An 18613-nucleotide genomic window follows, 5' to 3' on the forward strand; every position below is an offset into this window, starting at 1 on the left:
ACTTCACCGCCCGGCGGCTTCGTTTCGCCTGTCCTACTTCGCTCATCACGAGTGACGCTCTCTTCCTGACACGACCGAAATCGCGGAGGTACGATCAAGGACTAGCTCGAGCCCGTTCCCGACCTCAACCGTCAGGAGGCTCGCCATCACGTCCTCACGATCGGCTGCCGACCCCTCGATTCCCGATGCCGTCGACGCGTCGACGCTGTGGTACGAAGCGCCGGCCGACGACTGGGAGCGCGAGTCGCTGCCGATCGGCAACGGCGGTCTTGCCGCGTCGGTGTTCGGCGGAGTCGCCACCGAACGCCTTGCCCTGAACGAGAAGTCGTTGTGGACCGGCGGACCGGGCGCGGTCGACGACGGCCGGCCCTACCGCTTCGGCCTGTGGGAGCAGCCCCGTCCCGACGCGCTGAACGAAGTGCGCCGGGAGATCGCCGCCTCCGGGGCGGTCGAGCCCGCTCGGCTCGCGGCCGCACTCGGCCAGCACGCCACGGCGTTCGGCGCGTTCCAGCCGTTCGGCACCCTCGTGCTCGACCTGCACGATCCGGGCGCGGCTCCGCTCGACTACCGGCGAGGTCTCAGCCTGTCCGAGGGAGTCGCCTGGGTCGACTACCACCTGGACGGCGTGCACTTCACCCGCGAGCACTTCGCCAGTTATCCCGCCGACGTGCTGGTCACCAGACTGCGCGCGAGCGAGCCGCGCAACCTGTCGTTGACAGTGTGCCTGGAGTCGCCGCATCCGGGTGCGCACGTGCGGGTGCACAACGGCCGGATCACCGTCCGCGGTTCACTTCCCGACAACCAGCTCGGCTACGAGGCGCAGGTGCTGGTCATCGCCGAGGACGGAATGCTCTTCGACTGCGAGGAATCCGTGCTCGTCCGGGAGGCGCACGCGGTCACCGTCATCCTCGGCGCCGGCACGTCGTACTCCCCCACGTTTCCCGACTATCGCCGCCGCGACCCGCACCGTCGGCTCACCCGCCGGGTCAACGCCGCCGCCGCACAGCCGTACGCGAGTCTGCGCGCCGCACACGTCGCCGACCACGCGAACCTCTTCGGCCGCGTACACCTCGATCTCGGCCAGCCCGCGCGCTCACCGATGCCCACCGACGAACTCCTCGCCCGCTACGACGGAAGCGGTCCGGACGCCCGCGAGCTGGAGACGTTGTTCTTCCAGTACGGCAGATATCTGCTGATCGCCTCGTCCCGGCCGGGTTCGCTGCCGGCCAACCTGCAGGGCGGCTGGAACACCTCGACCACACCGCCGTGGAACAGCGACTACCACGTCAACATCAACCTGCAGATGAACTACTGGCCGGCCCACGTCACCAACCTCGCCGAAACCGTCGGGCCGCTGGTGGACTACATCGACGGCCTGCGGCCCCCTGGCCGGGAGGCTGCGCGCCGGATCTGCGGCGTCGGCGGCTGGATGGTCCAGAACCAGACGAACGTCTGGGGATTCACCGGCGTGCACGACTGGCCGACGGCGTTCTGGTTTCCCGAAGCCGGCGCGTGGCTGTGCCGCCATCTGTGGGAGCACTACGAGTTCGGTGGCGACGTGGAGTTCCTGCGCGAACGCGCCTACCCGGTCATGGCCGAGGCGGCGCGGTTCTGGCTCGGGTTCCTCGTCGAGGACGCCGACGGGACGCTGGTCGTGTCCCCGAGCTACTCACCCGAGCACGGTCCGGTGACTGCCGGCGCGTCGATGTCGCAGCAAATCGTGTGGGACCTGCTGACGAACACAGCTGCAGCCGCGCAGGTGCTGGACACCGACGACGAACTCCGTCAACGCCTGGTTGACACTCTGGCCCGCCTCGATCCCGGCCTGCGGGTCGGCTCCTGGGGACAGCTGCAGGAGTGGAAGGGCGACCTGGACGTCGCCACCGACGACCACCGGCACGTATCCCATCTCTACGCGCTGCACCCGGGCGGTCAGGTGTCCCCGCTCACCACACCGGAGCTCGCCAAGGCGGCGCAGGTGTCCCTGCGCGCCCGTGGAGACGGCGGCACCGGCTGGAGCAAGGCCTGGAAGGTCAACTTCTGGGCGCGCCTGCTCGACGGTGACCACGCCCACCTGATGCTGCGCGAACTCCTGCGCAACTCCACCTTGCCCAACCTGTGGGACACCCATCCGCCGTTCCAGATCGACGGCAACCTCGGTGCCACGGCCGGGGTGGCCGAGATGTTGCTGCAGAGCAGGCTGGAAGGCCGGACGGCGTTCGTGCACGTGCTTCCGGCCCTGCCCGCGGTGTGGTCCCGAGGGCGGGTGTGCGGGCTGCGGGCCCGTGGTGACATCACCGTGGACGCCACCTGGGTGGACTGCCGGGCGGATCGCATCGACCTGTTGCCCGGGCAGACCCGCGACCTGCGCCTGTCCACGAACCTCGTGGGTGCGGCGTACTCCCTGTGCGACCGCACCACCGGCGAGGTCGTGCCGCACAGCCGCGACGGTGTCGACGACGTGATCGGCTTCACCGCACAGGCCGGCCACCGTTACCGGCTGCGGGCCGCCTGACCCCTGGCCCGCAGCCTCGACTTCCTTCGCTGCGGCGGGGTTACCTCGACTCTGCTCCGCCGCTGGGGAACGCCACGAGGTCGGCGATCTCGACCGGAGCTCCGGTGGCGAACGAACGGTTGGCGGCCGCGCCGACGAGCATCGCGTACGCCCCGTCGACGTGGGTGGCCGCGCGGCCCAGCGGGTCCGCCTCGGCGTCGCCGAGCAGGTCGTTCAGCAGCCGCCGGTCGCCGCCACCATGGCCGCCGCTGCCCTCCTCGACCTCCACCCGGCGGGGGACGTCCCACAGCGGACGTAGCGTCAGCCGCGCCGCGTCGATCGGCTTGACCGGCGGCCTGTCCGCGCTCTGCTCGGGGTTCGTCGGGTCGGTGTCGTCCGCGCCACCGGCACCCGGCTTGTTCGGATCCTGCGCGGCGCCGCTGACGTAGGAGCGTTCCTCCACGTCGAGTTCGAGCCGGCCCCTGGTGCCGTTGAACATGACGCGGTAGCCCTCCCACGGCGAGTACGCCGTGAGGTGGTAGGTCAGAGTTGCGCCGGAGCGGTACTTCACCAGCACCGCCATGTCGTCCTCGATGCTGATGCCGTCGGTGAAGACACTGCGGTCACGGATGTAGCCGTCCTCGTGCTCGGCGTCGAGGTAGAGCGCGCGCAGCGTCGGTTCTCCGGCGATGTCGATCGCCCACGGGTCGGATTCCAGGTCGGGGCTTCCGTGGCTGCGGTAGGGGCGGGGCGCCTCGCCGCGGCTCTCGGCATTGTCACGGCCGTAGAACTTCAGGTCGCCGAAACCGAAGACGGTCCGCGGGGTCTCGCCCAGCCACCAGTTGACCAGGTCGAAGTGGTGGCTGGCCTTGTGGATCATCAGGCCGCCGGAGTTGCGCTTGTCGCGGTGCCAGCGACGGAAGTAGTCCGCTCCGTGCTTCGTGTCCAGCACCCACTCGAAGTGGACGGACAGGACGTCGCCGATAGCGCCGGACTGGATGATTTCCTTGACCGCGGAGTTGCGCGGCGCGTAGCGGTAGTTGAACGAGACGGTCAGCTTGCGGCCGGTGCGCGCCTGGGTGTCAAGGATGCGTTGGCACTTGTCGGCGTCGGTGGTCAGCGGCTTCTCGCTGATGACGTCGCAGCCGTTCTCCATGGCGGTGACGATGTAGTGGTCGTGCGTACGGTCCATCGACGTCACGATCACCACGTCCACGCGTTGCTCGGCAAGCATCGAGACGAACTCGTCCGGACGGTACGTCGGGATCGGCTGGGTGCCGTGCTCATCGGCGAACGACTTGTTGTGGAAGCTCATCCGCGTCTCGTTCGGGTCACACAGGGCCACCAGCTCGCCCCGGTCCCGGTACTCGGTGAGCAGCGCGGTGGTGAACATCCGCGAGCGCGAGCCCAGCCCGACCACGGCGTATCTGGTCCGCCCGCCGCCGGACCCGGCCATGGTGGTTCCGGCGGCGACGGCGCTCTCCTCGGTGGACGGCTGCTCCGTGGTCATCGAGACTCCCTCTCGGCGGTCTGCACTACACCTGCTCGGCGAAACTACCCGGCGAACTGCTGGCGATCCACGCCAGCCGAACGGCGCTCCTGCCGGCCCGGGCACCTGCCTTCGCGGCAGGGGCGTTCGGGCAGGCGGGTAAGCGCTTGCTCGGAACGTAGACCACGGCGGCGGCGAGTGGCAAGGCGACGTCGGCCTGCGGACGTACGGAGTCCGGACTCTGCCGCCCGGTAGGCAATCGCCCGTGATCGGCGGGCCAGACCCTAAACTTGCGCCGTGAGCCAGCTTCCCGAACCCACCGGCCCGAGCCACCTGCGGGCCTCGGACGCCGACCGGCAGCGTGTCGCCGACGTCCTCCGCGACGCCGCCGGGGAGGGCCGCCTCACCCTGGACGAACTCGACGAGCGACTAGAGGGCGTCTACGCGGCCAAGACCTACGCCGAGCTTGAACGCTTCACCACCGACCTGCCCGGCGTGGGGTCGACCGTCGAGCACCCGCCCCGGCCGGCCTCGGCCCCCTCGGGTCTCGACTCGCGGATCACCGGCGGCGCCGCCGGCCAGTCGTTCTCGATCGCGGTGCTGTCGGGAGCCACCCGGCGCGGCGCCTGGCTGGTGCCGCCCGCCTACACCGCGTTCGCCATGATGGGCGGCGTCCAGCTCGACCTGCGCGAGGCGCGGTTCACCCAGCAGGAGACGACGATCCGGGCCTTCGCGGTGATGGGCGGCATCGAGATCGTCGTCCCCGATGACGTCGCGGTCATCATCGACGGCGTGGGCATCATGGGCGGATTCGACGGCACCTCCCAGCACGCCGATCCGCAGGATGGCAGGCCGATCGTCCGCGTCACCGGGTTCGCGTTCTGGGGCGGGATCGACGTGAAGCAGAAGCGCCGCAAGGGCGGCGACCCGCAGCGCGCCGAGGCCGAGCCGGCGTAGGGCCTGTCCTAGGGCCCTCTTACCCCGTCGGCGCGGCGTCGTCGCGGAACTTCTCCAGCCAGGCGCGCTCGGGGTCGTTCAGCCGGCGGGCGTGGCCGGCCTTCGCGTCGTAGGCGGCGAGCACACTGCGCGCCTCGGCGTACACCAGGTCGTAGTTCCTGACCTCGTAGCGCAGCGAGCAGGACGAGTTCCGGATGTCGGTCACCCAGGTCTCGACCACGATCGGCTCGGGCCCGAACACGAGCGGGCGGCGGTAGTCGATCTCGTGCCGGACGACGACGAGCTCTCCCTCGAACGTGCTCACACCGGCGGTCCGCGCGCCCTCGAAGAACATCGCGACCCGCGCCTCCTCCAGGTAGCGGAGGTAGACCACGTTGTTCACATGCCCGTATGCGTCCATGTCGGACCAGCGCAGCGGGCAGCGGAAGAGGAAGCGACTCACGGTAGCGATCCTCTCAGGCCACCGGCAGGCCGGGTCTGCCCGGTCCACGCCGGGCGCTTGGTCCACGCACGGGCCCGGGGCCCCGCGTATGGCACTCGCTCCACGTAGGGCGCCGCGCCTGCTCCCGACCGGTTCGGCTGACCCGCGCGCCGGTGGACAGCCCAGCGCCGAGTACGCACGCAAGTACTGAAGACGAGCAACGGGTGGCTCGAGCAATACCCGAGCCACCCCGCTGCTGCCGTGGGACGTACGGGCCGTGCTTACTTCTGCAGGACCGCCTGGACCGAGAGCTGGACGGCGATCTCGTTGCCGATCAGGAACTTCTCACCGCCGAGCGGGACGTTGGCGTCGACGCCGAAGTCCTTGCGGTTGATGGTCGTGCTGGCGTCGAACCCCGCGCGGGTGTTGCCGTAGGCGTCGTCCTCGACACCGAGGTACTCGCCGACCAGCTCGACCTGCTTGGTGACGCCCTTGACGGTGAGGTCACCGACCAGGACGAATCCGTCGTCGTGCGGACGCACGCCGGTGGACACGAAGGTCATCGTCGGGAACTTCTCGATGTCGAAGAAGTCACCGGAGCGAACGTGGTCGTCGCGCTGCTGGTTTCCGGTGTCGATCGAGGCCAGCTGGACCTGAACGTTGACCTTGGACACGGCCGCGTCGCCGGCGATCTCGAGGTTTCCTTCGAAGTCGCGGAACGAACCACGCACCTTGGTCATGAGGTGACGGACAGTGAAGCCGACCTCGGAGTGAACGGGGTCGATGGTCCAGGTGCCGGCGGTCAGCTCGGTCGGGGTCGTCAGGGTGCTCATGGGATAGCCCTCCACAGCAGTATGTTGAAGGTTCAACCTTCCTACGTCCGCCATGATGCCAGGATGGTGGTTGAAATGTCAACCATCCAGTATGCTGAACGCATGGGATCAACGAAGTGGCTCAGCGCTGATCAGCAGCGAGCCTGGCGCGCCTACCTCCTCGGAAGCGCGCAGTTGATGGAGCGCATCGACCGCGATCTGCGGGTTCTGGGGCTGTCGATGCCGGAGTACGAGATCTTGGTTCGGCTGTCGGAGTCACCGGGGCGCACTCTCCGGATGGCCGAGCTCGCCCAGTCGGTGCATCACTCCCGAAGCCGGCTCACGCACACCATCGCCCGGATGGAGTCAGCTGGCATGGTCGAGCGCGAGGCCTGCCCGTCCGACCGGCGCGGTGTCCTGGCCCGGCTCACGGACAAGGGCTACGCCCGGCTGGTGGAGACTGCCCCGCACCACGTGGCAGGTGTGCGGGACGGGCTGATCGACCTGGTGAGTGAGGATGATCTGGCGGCGCTCGGCCGGGTGTTCGCCGCGGTGAGCGCCCGGAACACGGCGGCGTTGGCAGGCAAGCCGCGCGACCGTGTGAATGACGTGGCTGCGGCATACCCGGGCGAGGAAAACGACAACGGGGTGGCCGATGCCGATGCACCTGCCACCCCGGAGACGTCAACAGCTGACTGAGCCCGGGCCGCCCGGAACAGCGCGCGGCCTGGGCAATCGCGCCGCGATCACGAGAGGGCCGCTGTCAGCCCGTCACTCACCGAGTGACGGGCTGACTGCCTGACCACGTCAGTCGCGGGTGAGCCGGCGGTAGGTGACCCGGTGAGGCCGGGCCGCCTCGGGTCCGAGCCGCTCGATCTTGTTCGCCTCGTAGTCGGCGAAGTTGCCTTCAAACCAGAACCACTTGCCGGGGTTCTCGTCCGTACCTTCCCAGGCGAGGATGTGGGTCGCCACCCGGTCGAGGAACCACCGGTCGTGGGAGGTCACGACTGCACAGCCGGGGAACTCCAGCAGCGCGTTCTCCAGTGACTGGAGCGTCTCGACGTCGAGGTCGTTTGTGGGCTCGTCGAGCAGGAGCATGTTGCCGCCCTGCTTCAGCGTCAACGCGAGGTTGAGCCGGTTGCGCTCGCCGCCGGAGAGGATGCCGGCGCGCTTCTGCTGGTCAGGCCCCTTGAATCCGAACGACGCGACGTAGGCACGGCTCGGCATCTCGAAGCTGGCAACCCGGATCCAGTCCAGGCCGTCCGAAACGGTCTCCCACACGTTCTTCTCCGCGGGGAGCTTGGCGCGGGTCTGGTCGACGTAGGAGATGCTGACCGTCTCCCCCACCCGCAGATCGCCGGCGTCGGCCTTCTCCTCGCCCACGATCATGCGGAAGAGGGTCGTCTTGCCGACACCGTTGGGGCCGATGACACCGACGATGCCAGCCCTGGGGAGCGAGAACGACAGGTCGTCGATGAGAACGCGGTCACCGAACCCCTTCTTGAGGCCGTGCGCGTCGAGGACGACGTTGCCGAGGCGCGGGCCCGGCGGGATCTGGATCTCCTCGAAGTCGATCTTCTTGACCCGCTCGGCTTCGGCCGCCAGCTCCTCGTACCGCTGCAGACGAGCGCGGTTCTTAGCCTGACGGGCCCTGGGGTTGGACCGCACCCACTCCAGTTCCTGTTCGAGGATCCGGCGACGCTTGGCGTCCTTTCGGCCCTCGACGGACAGCCGCTGCTGCTTGGTCTCGAGGTAGGTGGAGTAGTTGCCCTCGTACGGGTGGGCCTTGCCCCGGTCGAGCTCGAGGATCCAGCCCGCGACGTTGTCCAGGAAGTACCGGTCGTGGGTGACGGCCAGCACGGTCCCGGGGTAGGCGGCCAGGTGCTGCTCCAGCCACTGGACACTCTCGGCGTCGAGGTGGTTGGTGGGCTCGTCGAGCAGCAGCAGGTCGGGCTGGGACAGCAGCAGCTTGCAGAGCGCGACCCGGCGCCGCTCGCCACCGGACAGGCGGGTGACGTCGGAGTCGCCGGGCGGACAGCGCAGTGCGTCCATCGCCATGTCCAGCCGGGAGTCGAGGTCCCAGGCGTCGCGATGGTCGAGCTGGGTCTGCAGCTCCCCCATCTCGGCGAGGAGCGTGTCGTAGTCGGCGTCGGGGTCGGCGAGCTCGGCGGAGATCTCGTTGAAGCGGTCGAGCATCTGTTTGGTCTCGGCCACCCCTTCCTGGACGTTCTCCAGGACGGTCTTGTCCTCGGTCAGGGGTGGCTCCTGAAGCAGGATGCCCACGGACGAACCGGGCGCGAGCAGCACGTCACCGTTGGAGACGTTCTCCATCCCGGCCATGATCTTGAGCAGAGTGGACTTACCCGTCCCGTTGGGACCAACCACACCGATCTTCACACCGGGTAGGAAGGAGAGCGTCACGTCGTTGAGGACGACCTTGTCGCCGAGCGACTTGCGGACGCCCCGCATCGTGTAGATGTACTCCGGCACGCGATTCCACCTCGGGGTCGGGGGCAAACAAGACAACTACCATCCTGCAACACCGACGACGTGGGGGTGCTGCCGGGCGGCGTCCGGGGGCACGTCCGCGGTGGGGGGTGGGTTACACCGCGAGCGAGGTCGCCGCCCGGCAGCTAGAGAGGCGGGCACTCAGGAAGCCCGCACCCTCTGCTGGCGGGCTGGTCAGGCAGCCCGCCGATCGGCGCCGTCCGAGGTGGCGGCATCGGCCAGGGGGCTTTGGCCGCTGCCGCGCCGGCGCGTGGGCATCGCGCCGTCCTCGGGGTGATCGACGCCGACGTCTGTGTGCCCGTCGGGGCGGTCGGTGTCGCCGGATGTCGCTTCCTCGCCTGCCGCGTCGGAGCCGTCGGCGGTCTCGCCGGTGTCCCAGCTCCTGGCCAGTTCCTCGGCCAGCGAGGTGTCGGAGGTGACCTCACGCTGCTCGCGGCGGGTTCGCCGGAACGCCGAGGTCCCCCTCGACAGATCGTGACCGAGCGCCTGGGCCTCGATCTCGACGGTCGTGCCCGTCTTGCCGTCGCGCTCCCAGTTCTCCACCCGGAGCCGGCCGAAGACGACCACCGGGTCTCCCTTGTGGAGGCTGCCCGCGACGTTCTCGGCGAGGGTGCGCCAGCACACGACCGTGACGTAGGTCGTTTGGCCGTCCACCCAGCCGCCCTGGTTGCGGTCGTACCGCCGCGGGGTCGATGCGAGCCGGAAGGACACGAGCGACGTGCCGCGGTCTGAGCGGACGAAGCGCAGCTCGGTGGCGACGTTGCCGGCGATGGTGATCATCGTCTCGTTCATGGGGCGACCCTTCTTCGTGATCTGTGGTCACCACCTTGGCCCGGATCGCCGGCGGCTCGACCCGCCCAAACCCCGCCTGTGGACAAAGGCGCCGAACCGCGACCTGTGGACAGAAAACTGGCACGCCCGAGGCGGGTACTAGTCTGTCCGCGTCCGGCATGGCCACTACGCTCTTGCCGCGACGAAGTAGCACGCGGTCATATGCACGCAGACCAGCGCCCGTAGCTCAGCGGATAGAGCACCGGACTTCTAATCCGGGTTGTCGGAGGTTCGAATCCTCCCGGGCGCACCATCTGACCTGCAGATATGCAACTCTGAAGCCTTCCAAGTGGCCTGCACTCTCGGCCTCTAGACATCCCACGGCTCTTAGCTGTCAAGCGGCGATGGTTTCTTGGGTTGGCCAGGCGGTGGTCTCGTTGTAGCTGGTGCGGTGGGTGGGGCATCCGTGGAGGATGCCGACGAGCCGGTTGGCCAGCGTCGCCAGCCCGCGCGGGGCAGCGTGGCGCCCGATCGCTGCGACCAGGCCGGCGTGGGCGTCGGAGGTCACCAGGGCCACACCGGACAGGCCGCGGGCGACCAGACCGCGCAGGAACCCCAGCCAGCCGGCACCGTCTTCGGCGCTAGTGGCGTCGACGCCGAGGATCTCCCGGTGTCCGTCGGCGTTGACACCGGGTGGCAACGAGTGCGTGCACGCTGACGACCCGGCCGCCCTCTCTGACCTTCAGTACGAGGGCGTCCATCTCGACGAACGTGTACGGGTCGGCGTCCAGGGGCCGGGTGCGGAACGCATCCACCTGCTCATCCAGCTCCGCTGCCATGACGCTGACCTGGGACTTGCACAGGCGGGTGATGCCGAGTTGTTCGACGAGTTTCTTCATCGCCGGGTCGACGCCCTGAGCAGGTACCAGGTCGCCACCGCTGATGTCAGGGCCCGTTCAGCCCGGCTGCGCCGCTCCAGCGACCAGTCCGGGAAGTACGAACCCGAACGGAGCTTGGGGGAAAGCCAGGTCGATCGTGCCCGCACGAGTGCTGAAGTCACGGTGGCTGTAGCCGTTGCGCTGATTCGTCCGGTCCGGGCTGGACGCCCCGTACGGTGCGCCGCAGACCGCGTCGGCTTCCGCCGACATCAGCGCGTAGATGAACGTGGTCAGCGGTTTGCGCAGCAAGTTCCGCGACGCGGCCGACAGCTGTTCGTGCAGGAACCGGCCAGGGGTCATACTGGTCGTGGCGGTCACCGCGTAGGTCTCCTTGAGCTTGAGCGGAACTCAGTCGAAGGATCACGCGATGACCGCACTACGTCTACCACACGCCCTTAACGAGCGCCTGCGGTACACCACTTTGATGAACGCCACTCTGGCCTCGCGCTTGTTCACTAAACTATCCGCATCCTGACCGTGTACAAGATTCCGGGGGAAGAGCCGTGGCAACTGCCATAGAAGTCATCTGCGTGCTGGTCACGGTCATTACCGTGCTCCGAGTAGAACACCTCTTCGCCTCCAACGTGTGGATCGCGCGACACGGCCCAGAATTCATACGCAAGCTGAGAAAAAAGGATCAGGCTTTTATCGACGATCCAACTCGCGTCTGGCCGCTCTATCTAAGTTGTGGAGCGCACAATGTCTTCCTATTCTTCGGGATCAAATCGTACCTACTGCTGTACTGGTCAATCCAGTCCGGGCCGTTCGGAAAGCGCGTACGCGCTTTCACTGCCAGGACGGTTCGATTTTGGTGGAGGTACTTCGTGTATCCAGTTGTCCTGTCAGCCGCGATCTCTGTATTCGCCCTTTTTCCTGAGGCGGCTCCCTACCGGTCGTTCATGCTTACGATCGCTTTCCTGCTTAACCTGGGAAGCATTGCGATCGCTGCGGAGTCAGTCCTTTCGGCGCAAAAGATGGATACCTGGGCCAACTGGTATCACCGGTGGCCGGAGAAGCCGCACAAGAAGGCCGAAAAACGGCGAACCTCGGAACTAAAGGTCTACGTTGGCAGCGGACTGATATCCCTATTCAGCGCTTTCGCGCTCATAGTGCTGGTTGGAACACAATTCTCCGGATTTCGAGACTTTCCCGCTCGTCCACAATCCGGACTGACCGCCGGATATATCGTGGACGTTTATGTCGTGGGATTGCGATCGACAATTCTAAGCTTTCTCAGTATCGCATTGAATGAGCCGACCGGCACTATCGGATCGTTGACAATCATACTTGTCGGACTAATCGAATTCTCCTATGTAACGTTCGCTTTTACTATTGTGGGCAGATTGTGGTCATGAGAAACTTGCCGGTCGCGTCAAGGCGGTTACCTGAGACCGGCCGCGCCCTCCGGGGACTCCGCACGAGGTGCAGGGCGACTTCTCAGGTGATCGGTCGAGGCGGGTGCGTGTCTGGTGAACGACGTGTCTGGTGGACTCGCCGACCCCAGCTACTCGCTGATCCAGTGACCGGTCACCCCCGGCCGGCCCACGAACGAGACGCAGCTACGGCCGCCATCTCCGCTGCTCGCTACCTCCGACAACCTGTGGTGCATACGCGTCCACGACGTCAGGTCGACAATGGACGCGATCAACGTCGCCGTCTGACTCGGGCAGTTCGCCAAGCGAGCGTGACCGCTTCGCAGTGGTGAGGGCTGTGCGAGTAGGCCGACCAGGCCCGTGCGCTCCTAGTGCCTGCGCCCCACCGGCTCCGCATCTCCACGCTGGTGCCCGTGAGGAGTCGCAGTTCGGCAAAGGCTTTCCCAGCACACGGCAGCTCGGAAGGGATGCTCGTTCGTCACAATGCGGTTGACCAGGTTGCCGCCGTAGCTGTGCCCGATCACATAGGCCCGTTCCAGGTCGACCAGGCCGGTTTCGGGGTGCCGGACGGGGTGCGAAACGACGTCCACCACTGCTCGCCGAGGGGCTGGGGAGGGTAAAGATGCAGGTGAGGGCGCTGTAGACGCTGCGTGTGATTCTTCTAGTCCGGGTTGTCGGAGGTTCGAATCCTCCCGGGACACTCCCGGGCGCACCCGCTCTGATCTGCGGATATGTCATCCGAGCCATGTGCACCAGATCTCCGAGGCGAAGCCCGCGGTTCACTCGCGCTCACTGCGGTGTGGCCGCTGACCGGCGTGGTTGTCCTACGTGGCAGGCGGCTGGATGGTCAGTTGCCGTTGGTGGAAGTCGAAGTGCTGGGTACCGAAGTGGTAGACGTCGAACAGCCTCATCTTGTCTGCGAAGAACGGGTCCCAGTCGACGGGGAAGTGCGTGCCCCGCGCCAGGGCGTCGTCGGTCTCGTGGTCGAGGTTGCGGTGTAGCACCGCCACCGTTCGATCGAACTTCCTGGTCAGGCGCGTGCCGCGGAACACCAGCGCGCCGCCACAGGAGCCGAGGTAGTTCACGGCGTGGAAGGGTTTCGTGGTGGCGTTGAGTATCCAGGCGAACCGTCGGCTGAACCCGACCGGTAGACGTCCGAACGCCCGTACCAGCGGCAGAAGTCTGCGGACGATCATGTAACCGAACAGCATGTGGAACAGCAACTGCTGGTTCGTCCACCGGGTGCCCTCCGAGGCGCGTTCGAGGGCGGCCGGCGACGCCTGCGACACCAGCGCGTGGAAGGTCATGCGGGCCTGCTCCATCTCCGCATGTATTGCCTGCCGGTCCATCTGCGGCTCACGCACCCATCAGGTCCAAGCCCCGCCGGCCGCAGGGCTGACCTCAGTCTGCGCCGGCGGGCTGCAGTGTCAAGCGCCCTCGGTCAGGCGGTGACCGGGGCGAGGATGGCGGCGAGGCCGGTCAGGGCGTCGCTCACCACTCGGTAGTAGGTGAAGTTGCCGACCCGTCGTTCGGGGACGACCAGGCCCGCCGCGGTGAGCTTGCGCAGGTGGTGGGTGATCGTCGGCTGGGTCAGCCCGAGGGGTTCGGTCAGGTCGCAGGTGCATGCCTGCATGCCCGGGCTGGCCAGCATCAGGGACAGCAGCCGTAGCCGGGTCGGATCCGCGATCGCCTTCAGCCGTACGGCGAGATCCTCGGCCTGCTCGGCGGTCAGCGGCGCGTCGGCGAGCGGGGCGCAGCAGGCGCCTCCGGCAGACGCCAACTCGATCACGGGCAGCGGCTTCGGCATGCCACCCATAGTGCCACGAGATAGGCGGCTGTCTATCAACCCTGGCTTGACGACCCCGGGCACCCCCGGCGTCAGATCAGCAGAGGAAAGTTCAGATAGATACTTGTCAATGCGCTTCGCATAGACCATCATCTATCTCGTGGCCACCGGGACGGTCCGGCGGACGATGGAGGAGAAGGCTCATGCACCCGATCATGATCGAAGCAGTGGCACAGGCCCACCGGGACGATCTGCTCCGCGCCGCGGAGGCTCGGCGCCGCGCAGCACACCACGCCCGTCGCGACGGTTACCTCCTTGCCGGGTACGCCGGGGCTGTGAGCGGCCTCCTGCAGGCCGTGGCGGCACGACCGCACCGGTCCTCGGTAGCCGGAAAGTCCCCCGCCCCCTGCTGCTGACGCCAACGGCGTTCACCAGTTCGGCCGACCTTGCCGACCTCACTCAGGAGGATTCATGTCTCGTCTTCAGCTGGCCCTCAACGTCGCCGACATCGACGCGGCCGTGGAGTTCTACTCCACGCTGTTCGACACCCAGCCGGCCAAGCGCCGTCCTGGGTACGCCAACTTCGCGGTCGACAACCCGCCGCTGAAGCTGGTGCTGTTCGAGAACCCCGAAGCCACCGGCACCCTCAACCACCTCGGCGTCGAACGGGAGTCGATGGAGGAGGTCGAGGCGCAGGCCAACCGGCTCGAGGCCGCGGGCCTGACCCTGGACACCGAAGGCGACGTCGTTTGCTGCTACGCCCGGCAGGACAAGCACTGGGTCACCGGCCCGGACGGGCAGCGCTGGGAGAACTACGTCGTTCTCGCCGACGCCGGAGCCGAACTGGAGGGCAAGACGACGGACGACCTCGCTTCCGGCGACCGGGCCGCTGAGGCGGCCGAGCCGCTCAAGGCAGGCGACGGCGGTTGTTGTGGCGGTGTCGGCAATACCTCCAAAACCGAAGGCCAGTTGGCCGTTGCGCCGGCCGGCGGCGCCGGAGCGTGCTGCGCCGGCTAGCGTCTCGGATCGGCTCCTCGTAGTCGACCGCCAAGCCACAACGGGTCTGCCTCCCGCGAGGTGGGCCCGTTGTCTGCGTCAAGCTCGCACCACGACCGGCGGTCAGCAGGGCCGCTTACGGGTCAGCGCGGCGTCGGCGTGGGCCGCGAGCTGGGCCACTTCGCCGGCCAGGGCGTGCAGCACCTCAGGGCGCAGCCGGTAGTAGGTGAACCGGCCGCAGGGTTCGGTCTCGACGACCCCGGCCTCCCTAAGCAACCGAAGGGCGTTGCTGATCGTCGTCTGGCCGGCACCTGTCTCCTCGACCAGGTGGCAGGTGCACAACTGCTCCCGCGCGAGCAGGTCGACGATGCGGCGGCGCAGCGGATCGGCCAGCACCTTGAACAGCGGGCCGACCGAGGTATCAGTGCTTGGTGATGTCATCATCGGTTGATATGTTATCGGCCGCCGACCGGCTCGCCAAGCGCTGAGGAGAACGATGAGCCAGCCTTCTACCGCCATCGACGCACGTTCGACGGGCGCCGCCCCGCATGGGGTGGTGGGCGGGCTGTCTCGTCTGGACCGGTTCCTGCCGGTCTGGATCGGGTTCGCGATGGTCGCGGGTCTCCTGCTCGGACGGTGGGTGCCCGGCATCGCCGGCGTCCTGGACGCCATCAAGGTGAGCTCGGTGTCGCTGCCGATCGCACTGGGCCTGCTGGTGATGATGTATCCCGTACTCGCGAAGGTCCGCTATGACGAGGTGGGCCACGTCGCCCGCGACCGGCGCACGATGGTCTTGTCGCTGGTGCTCAACTGGGTGGTCGGTCCGGCGCTGATGTTCGCCCTGGCCTGGACGTTCCTCGCCGATCTTCCGGAGTACCGAACGGGTCTGATCGTCGTCGGCCTCGCCCGCTGTATCGCCATGGTGATCATCTGGAACGACCTGGCGTGCGGTGATCGCGAAGCCGCGGCGGTCCTGGTGGCGTTGAACTCCGTCTTCCAGGTCCTGGCGTTCGGACTGCTCGGCTGGTTCTACCTGAACCTGCTCCCCGGGCTGCTCGGCCTGGACACCACCGGCATCGACGTGTCCCCGGGGCAGATCGCCGGCAGTGTCGTCGTCTTCCTCGGCATCCCACTGCTCGCCGGCTACCTGACCCGCCGATTGGGCGAGCGCCGTCGAGGCCGCGAGTGGTACGAGTCACGGCTGCTCCCCCGGCTGGGACCATGGGCGCTGTACGGGCTGCTCTTCACCATCGTCATCCTGTTCGCGCTCCAGGGCCGGGCGATCACCTCCGAACCCCTCGACGTCGCCCGCATCGCCATACCCCTCGTGGTGTACTTCGCGCTCACGTGGGGTGGGTCCATGGTCATCTCCCGCACCGTCGGCCTGGGCTACAGCCGTTCCACCACCGTGGCGTTCACCGCCGCCGGCAACAACTTCGAACTCGCCATCGCGGTCGCGATCGCGGTGTTCGGCGTGACCAGCGGCCAGGCTCTCGCCGGAGTCGTCGGACCGCTGATCGAGGTTCCGGTCCTGGTCGGCCTGGTCTACGTGAGCCTGTGGGCACGCCGATACTTTCCCGACCAGACCCCCGAGCCGGGAGCGTAGGGATGTCATCGTCGATGCCGGGTGACCGCCGCCGTGAGCCGGGCCGGCGTGTTCACCTGGCGTTCCGAAACCGGTCGCCAAGGCGCCACCCACTGGCGGTAGCGTCCAGACGCATCAGCGTTTGATGATGAATCAGGATGAGCTGCCGATGACGACCGTTGACCCACCCGCGCACGATGAGCGACTTGATGCGGCGCTGAAGGATCTGGCCGCGGAGTTCGCCGGCGTTTTCGGTTCGGAGACTGTCGGGGCGTGTCTGACTGACAGCTACCGCGCTCTGCTTCCGGCCCGAATCCACGGCTACCTGCCCGTACTGGCGTACCGGTTCGCCCGCGAACGGCTCACGGCCGCCGCGCGAGCAGTGGCCCCTGAAGCGCACCCGCAGCCACTGGTGCTGTTCGTGTGCACCGGTAACTCCGGCCGTTCGATCATGGCCGCGGCCCTCATGGCGCAGGCCGCCTCTGGCCGGGTCCACGCTGTGTCCGCCGGCACCAGCCCGGCAGCCGAGGTTCAGCCCGAGGTGCTCACCGCGCTGCAGGAACTGGGAGCAGGCGCGGGTGAGGCGTTCCCGAAACCTCTGTCCGATGAGGTGGTCACCAACGCCGACATCGTGGTCACCATGGGTTGTGGCGATTCCTGTCCCGTGGTGCCCGGCCGCCGCTACCTCGACTGGGACGTCGCCGACCCGGCAGGGCACGACCTGCAGACCATCCGAAGCATCCGCGACGACATCGCCCACCGCGTCACCGCGCTCCTGGCCGAACTCGTCGACGGCCCAAGCCACACGACGATCCGCGAACAGTGAAGGAAGCCGCATGAACGACCGTCCCCAGATCGTGTTCGCGTGCGTGCGCAACGGCGGCCGGTCCGTCGCGGCCCGGGTGCTCACCGAGCACTACGCGGCCGGCCGCGTCACCGCCGTTTCGGCCGGTACCCAGCCCGGCGAGCACATCCACCCCGAGGTCGCCGACGTCCTCAACAAGCTCGGGCTGGACACCTCCAAGGAGCACCCCAAGCTGCTCACCCGCGAGACGATCGCCGCCAGCGATCTGGCCATCACCCTCGGATGCGGGGAGGAATGCCCCTACGTACCAGGGGTGAAGTACGTCGACTGGCCCGTCGACGACCCCGGCGGCCAGGACGAGGCCACCGTTCGCCGTATCGTCGCCGACCTCGACTCTCGCGTCCGCGCCCTGCTTGTGGAGCTCGTCCCCGACATCGAACTGCCGCCGTCGGTACTCAAGACCAGCTGACAGGTCGGCGGAATGGGCCGGCCGATCGCCGGGCCCAGGCCCCCACCGCCAAACCCGATGGTGTGGGTGTGCCGGTTCGCGATGGATCTGTTCTGGTCAGAGGCTGCCGGCGGCAGCAGCGCCCTGGACGTGCGCAGCCAGTGGGGCCATCACGTAGTCGGCGTCTCGGCTCGCCCCTCGCAGCGTGTTGGACGAGAAGGACCTCTGGAACTCCAACCCCACATAGACCAGCCCGGGGTGCGTGAGGGAGATTCCGCCGCTGTGCACAGGCATACCGTTCGGGTCGAACGCGCCGAGCCCTCTCAGGTACTCAAGGCTCGGCCGGTACCCGGTCGCGAACAGCACCACGTCGACCCGTTCCCGTGTTCCGTCGGCCCACACGATGCGGTCGCCGTCGAGGGTGGCGAACATGGGGCGCCGATCGAGCCGGCCGGAGTCGAAGGCGGCTTGGTAGCGGCCGGTGTCCAGCACCAGAGGTCCGGTGACGATGCGGGCCAACCATGCCGGTGGAAGGTCGTCGAACCCCAGGGTCCGCAGCCAGTAGTGCAGGTCCTTGCCCCGTGTGCGTTGCGGGAGGAACGTCAACGGAGCACGCGTGGCGAGGGTGACGGTCGCGACCTCGGACAGCTCGTAACCGACCTGGACGCCGGAGTTGCCGCCGCCCACGACAACCACCCGCCGGCCGGCGTACGGCTTGGGATTGCGGTAGTCGGCCACGTGCAGAACTTCTCCGCCGAAGCCCTCCAGCCCCGGGAGTTCGGGGACGTACGGGCGGGAGAAGGAACCACTCGCCGCGACCACGCCGGCCGCGTCGATGCGCCGGCCGTCCGCGGTCTGGACGGTGAAGCCATGCTCGCCGGCTTCCACGCTCTGAACGGTTGTGTTGGTTCGGATCTCCACGTCGAGGCCGGCCGCGTAGCGCTCCAGGTAGGCCACGGTCTCGTCGCGGGTCGGATACCTGTCCGGATCGCCCCCGAAGGGCATACCGGGCATCGAGCTGTAACCGGCCGGAGAGAAGACCGTGAGGCTGTCGTAGTAGTGAGGCCAGGACCCCGCCGGCCGGTCGCCGGCCTCCAGGACCAGAGGACGCAGGCCGCAGTCGCGGGCCGCACGGGCCGCGGCGAGGCCGGACTGGCCGCCGCCGACGATGACAACAGGTTCTGTGGTGTTCGACATGAAGGCAACGTATCATCAGTTCGAGATATGACA

At 67.7% G+C, this 18613-nt stretch carries 18 protein-coding genes, 1 tRNA gene and 1 pseudogene; 9 read left to right on the plus strand and 11 right to left on the minus strand.

Annotated features, from left to right (window positions below; translation table 11 throughout):
- The first annotated feature begins 253 nt into the window (after positions 1–253).
- Positions 254–2515: a glycoside hydrolase family 95 protein gene (locus F4554_RS18325; RefSeq protein ID WP_420360754.1), complete on the plus strand. Its 2262-nt coding sequence runs from the start codon at positions 254–256 to the stop codon at positions 2513–2515.
- A gap of 40 nt (positions 2516–2555) precedes the next feature.
- Here the strand turns inward: F4554_RS18325 and F4554_RS18330 are convergent, their stop codons facing one another.
- Positions 2556–4004 (minus strand): Gfo/Idh/MocA family oxidoreductase, encoded by a 1449-nt coding sequence (locus F4554_RS18330; protein WP_179788704.1) that lies wholly within the window; start codon positions 4002–4004, stop codon positions 2556–2558.
- Between the two features lie 276 nt (positions 4005–4280).
- Between F4554_RS18330 and F4554_RS18335 the strand changes: the two genes are divergently transcribed.
- Positions 4281–4940, plus strand: a complete 660-nt coding sequence (locus tag F4554_RS18335; protein ID WP_179788705.1) for a DUF1707 domain-containing protein — start codon at positions 4281–4283, stop codon at positions 4938–4940.
- A gap of 19 nt (positions 4941–4959) precedes the next feature.
- Here F4554_RS18335 and F4554_RS18340 read toward each other — a convergent pair whose 3' ends face one another.
- Both F4554_RS18340 and F4554_RS18345 read right to left on the minus strand, forming a co-directional pair.
- Entirely contained in the window at positions 4960–5382 is a 423-nt protein-coding gene (locus F4554_RS18340; protein ID WP_179788706.1) for a thioesterase family protein, read from the minus strand.
- Positions 5383–5642: 260 nt separating this feature from the next.
- Complete coding sequence (locus F4554_RS18345) at positions 5643–6194, minus strand: YceI family protein (protein ID WP_179788707.1); 552 nt, start codon at positions 6192–6194, stop codon at positions 5643–5645.
- Between the two features lie 75 nt (positions 6195–6269).
- On the opposite strand from F4554_RS18345, the gene F4554_RS18350 reads away from it, so the two are divergent.
- A complete protein-coding gene (locus F4554_RS18350; RefSeq protein ID WP_337796091.1) occupies positions 6270–6872 on the plus strand; it encodes a MarR family winged helix-turn-helix transcriptional regulator in 603 nt (200 codons plus the stop codon).
- A 108-nt stretch (positions 6873–6980) separates the two neighbouring features.
- Here F4554_RS18350 and ettA read toward each other — a convergent pair whose 3' ends face one another.
- A complete protein-coding gene (gene ettA, locus F4554_RS18355) occupies positions 6981–8663 on the minus strand; it encodes an energy-dependent translational throttle protein EttA (protein WP_179788708.1) in 1683 nt (560 codons plus the stop codon).
- A 192-nt stretch (positions 8664–8855) separates the two neighbouring features.
- Positions 8856–9473 (minus strand): single-stranded DNA-binding protein, encoded by a 618-nt coding sequence (gene ssb, locus F4554_RS18360; RefSeq protein ID WP_179788709.1) that lies wholly within the window; start codon positions 9471–9473, stop codon positions 8856–8858.
- 215 nt (positions 9474–9688) lie between these two features.
- On the opposite strand from ssb, the gene F4554_RS18365 reads away from it, so the two are divergent.
- Positions 9689–9765 (plus strand) — tRNA-Arg (locus F4554_RS18365).
- Between the two features lie 158 nt (positions 9766–9923).
- Here the strand turns inward: F4554_RS18365 and F4554_RS18370 are convergent.
- Positions 9924–10690, minus strand: a pseudogene (locus F4554_RS18370) (IS256 family transposase); the annotation flags it as partial.
- Between the two features lie 203 nt (positions 10691–10893).
- Here F4554_RS18370 and F4554_RS18375 point away from each other — a divergent pair.
- Positions 10894–11745, plus strand: coding sequence for a hypothetical protein (locus F4554_RS18375; protein ID WP_179788710.1), 852 nt, complete (start codon positions 10894–10896; stop codon positions 11743–11745).
- 386 nt (positions 11746–12131) lie between these two features.
- Here F4554_RS18375 and F4554_RS34040 read toward each other — a convergent pair whose 3' ends face one another.
- The 3 genes from F4554_RS34040 to F4554_RS18390 all read right to left on the minus strand — a co-directional run bounded on the left by F4554_RS34040 (position 12132) and on the right by F4554_RS18390 (position 13570).
- A complete protein-coding gene (locus tag F4554_RS34040; RefSeq protein WP_420360726.1) occupies positions 12132–12476 on the minus strand; it encodes a prolyl oligopeptidase family serine peptidase in 345 nt (114 codons plus the stop codon).
- Between the two features lie 111 nt (positions 12477–12587).
- Positions 12588–13127 (minus strand): DinB family protein, encoded by a 540-nt coding sequence (locus F4554_RS18385; protein ID WP_337796092.1) that lies wholly within the window; start codon positions 13125–13127, stop codon positions 12588–12590.
- A 77-nt stretch (positions 13128–13204) separates the two neighbouring features.
- A complete protein-coding gene (locus tag F4554_RS18390) occupies positions 13205–13570 on the minus strand; it encodes an ArsR/SmtB family transcription factor (RefSeq protein WP_272955887.1) in 366 nt (121 codons plus the stop codon).
- Between the two features lie 450 nt (positions 13571–14020).
- Between F4554_RS18390 and F4554_RS18395 the strand changes: the two genes are divergently transcribed.
- A complete protein-coding gene (locus F4554_RS18395; RefSeq protein ID WP_179788713.1) occupies positions 14021–14566 on the plus strand; it encodes an ArsI/CadI family heavy metal resistance metalloenzyme in 546 nt (181 codons plus the stop codon).
- A 102-nt stretch (positions 14567–14668) separates the two neighbouring features.
- On the opposite strand, the gene F4554_RS18400 is transcribed toward F4554_RS18395, so the two are convergent.
- Complete coding sequence (locus tag F4554_RS18400) at positions 14669–14989, minus strand: ArsR/SmtB family transcription factor (RefSeq protein WP_179788714.1); 321 nt, start codon at positions 14987–14989, stop codon at positions 14669–14671.
- A gap of 52 nt (positions 14990–15041) precedes the next feature.
- Between F4554_RS18400 and arsB the strand changes: the two genes are divergently transcribed.
- The 3 genes from arsB to F4554_RS18415 all read left to right on the plus strand — a co-directional run bounded on the left by arsB (position 15042) and on the right by F4554_RS18415 (position 17404).
- Positions 15042–16151 carry an ACR3 family arsenite efflux transporter gene (gene arsB, locus F4554_RS18405; protein ID WP_202889343.1) on the plus strand — a complete coding sequence of 370 codons (1110 nt, stop codon included), beginning with the start codon at positions 15042–15044 and terminating at the stop codon, positions 16149–16151.
- Between the two features lie 148 nt (positions 16152–16299).
- On the plus strand, positions 16300–16956 hold the full coding sequence (locus F4554_RS18410) for an arsenate-mycothiol transferase ArsC (protein WP_179788715.1): 657 nt from the start codon (positions 16300–16302) through the stop codon (positions 16954–16956).
- A 10-nt stretch (positions 16957–16966) separates the two neighbouring features.
- Entirely contained in the window at positions 16967–17404 is a 438-nt protein-coding gene (locus tag F4554_RS18415; protein WP_179788716.1) for an arsenate-mycothiol transferase ArsC, read from the plus strand.
- Positions 17405–17500: 96 nt separating this feature from the next.
- Here F4554_RS18415 and F4554_RS18420 read toward each other — a convergent pair whose 3' ends face one another.
- The gene (locus tag F4554_RS18420; protein WP_179788717.1) at positions 17501–18580 is read right to left on the minus strand and encodes a flavin-containing monooxygenase; all 1080 of its coding nucleotides are present in this window, start codon (positions 18578–18580) and stop codon (positions 17501–17503) included.
- Positions 18581–18613 lie beyond the last annotated feature (33 nt).

Source organism: Actinopolymorpha rutila (assembly GCF_013407855.1).
Lineage (GTDB): Bacteria > Actinomycetota > Actinomycetes > Propionibacteriales > Actinopolymorphaceae > Actinopolymorpha > Actinopolymorpha rutila.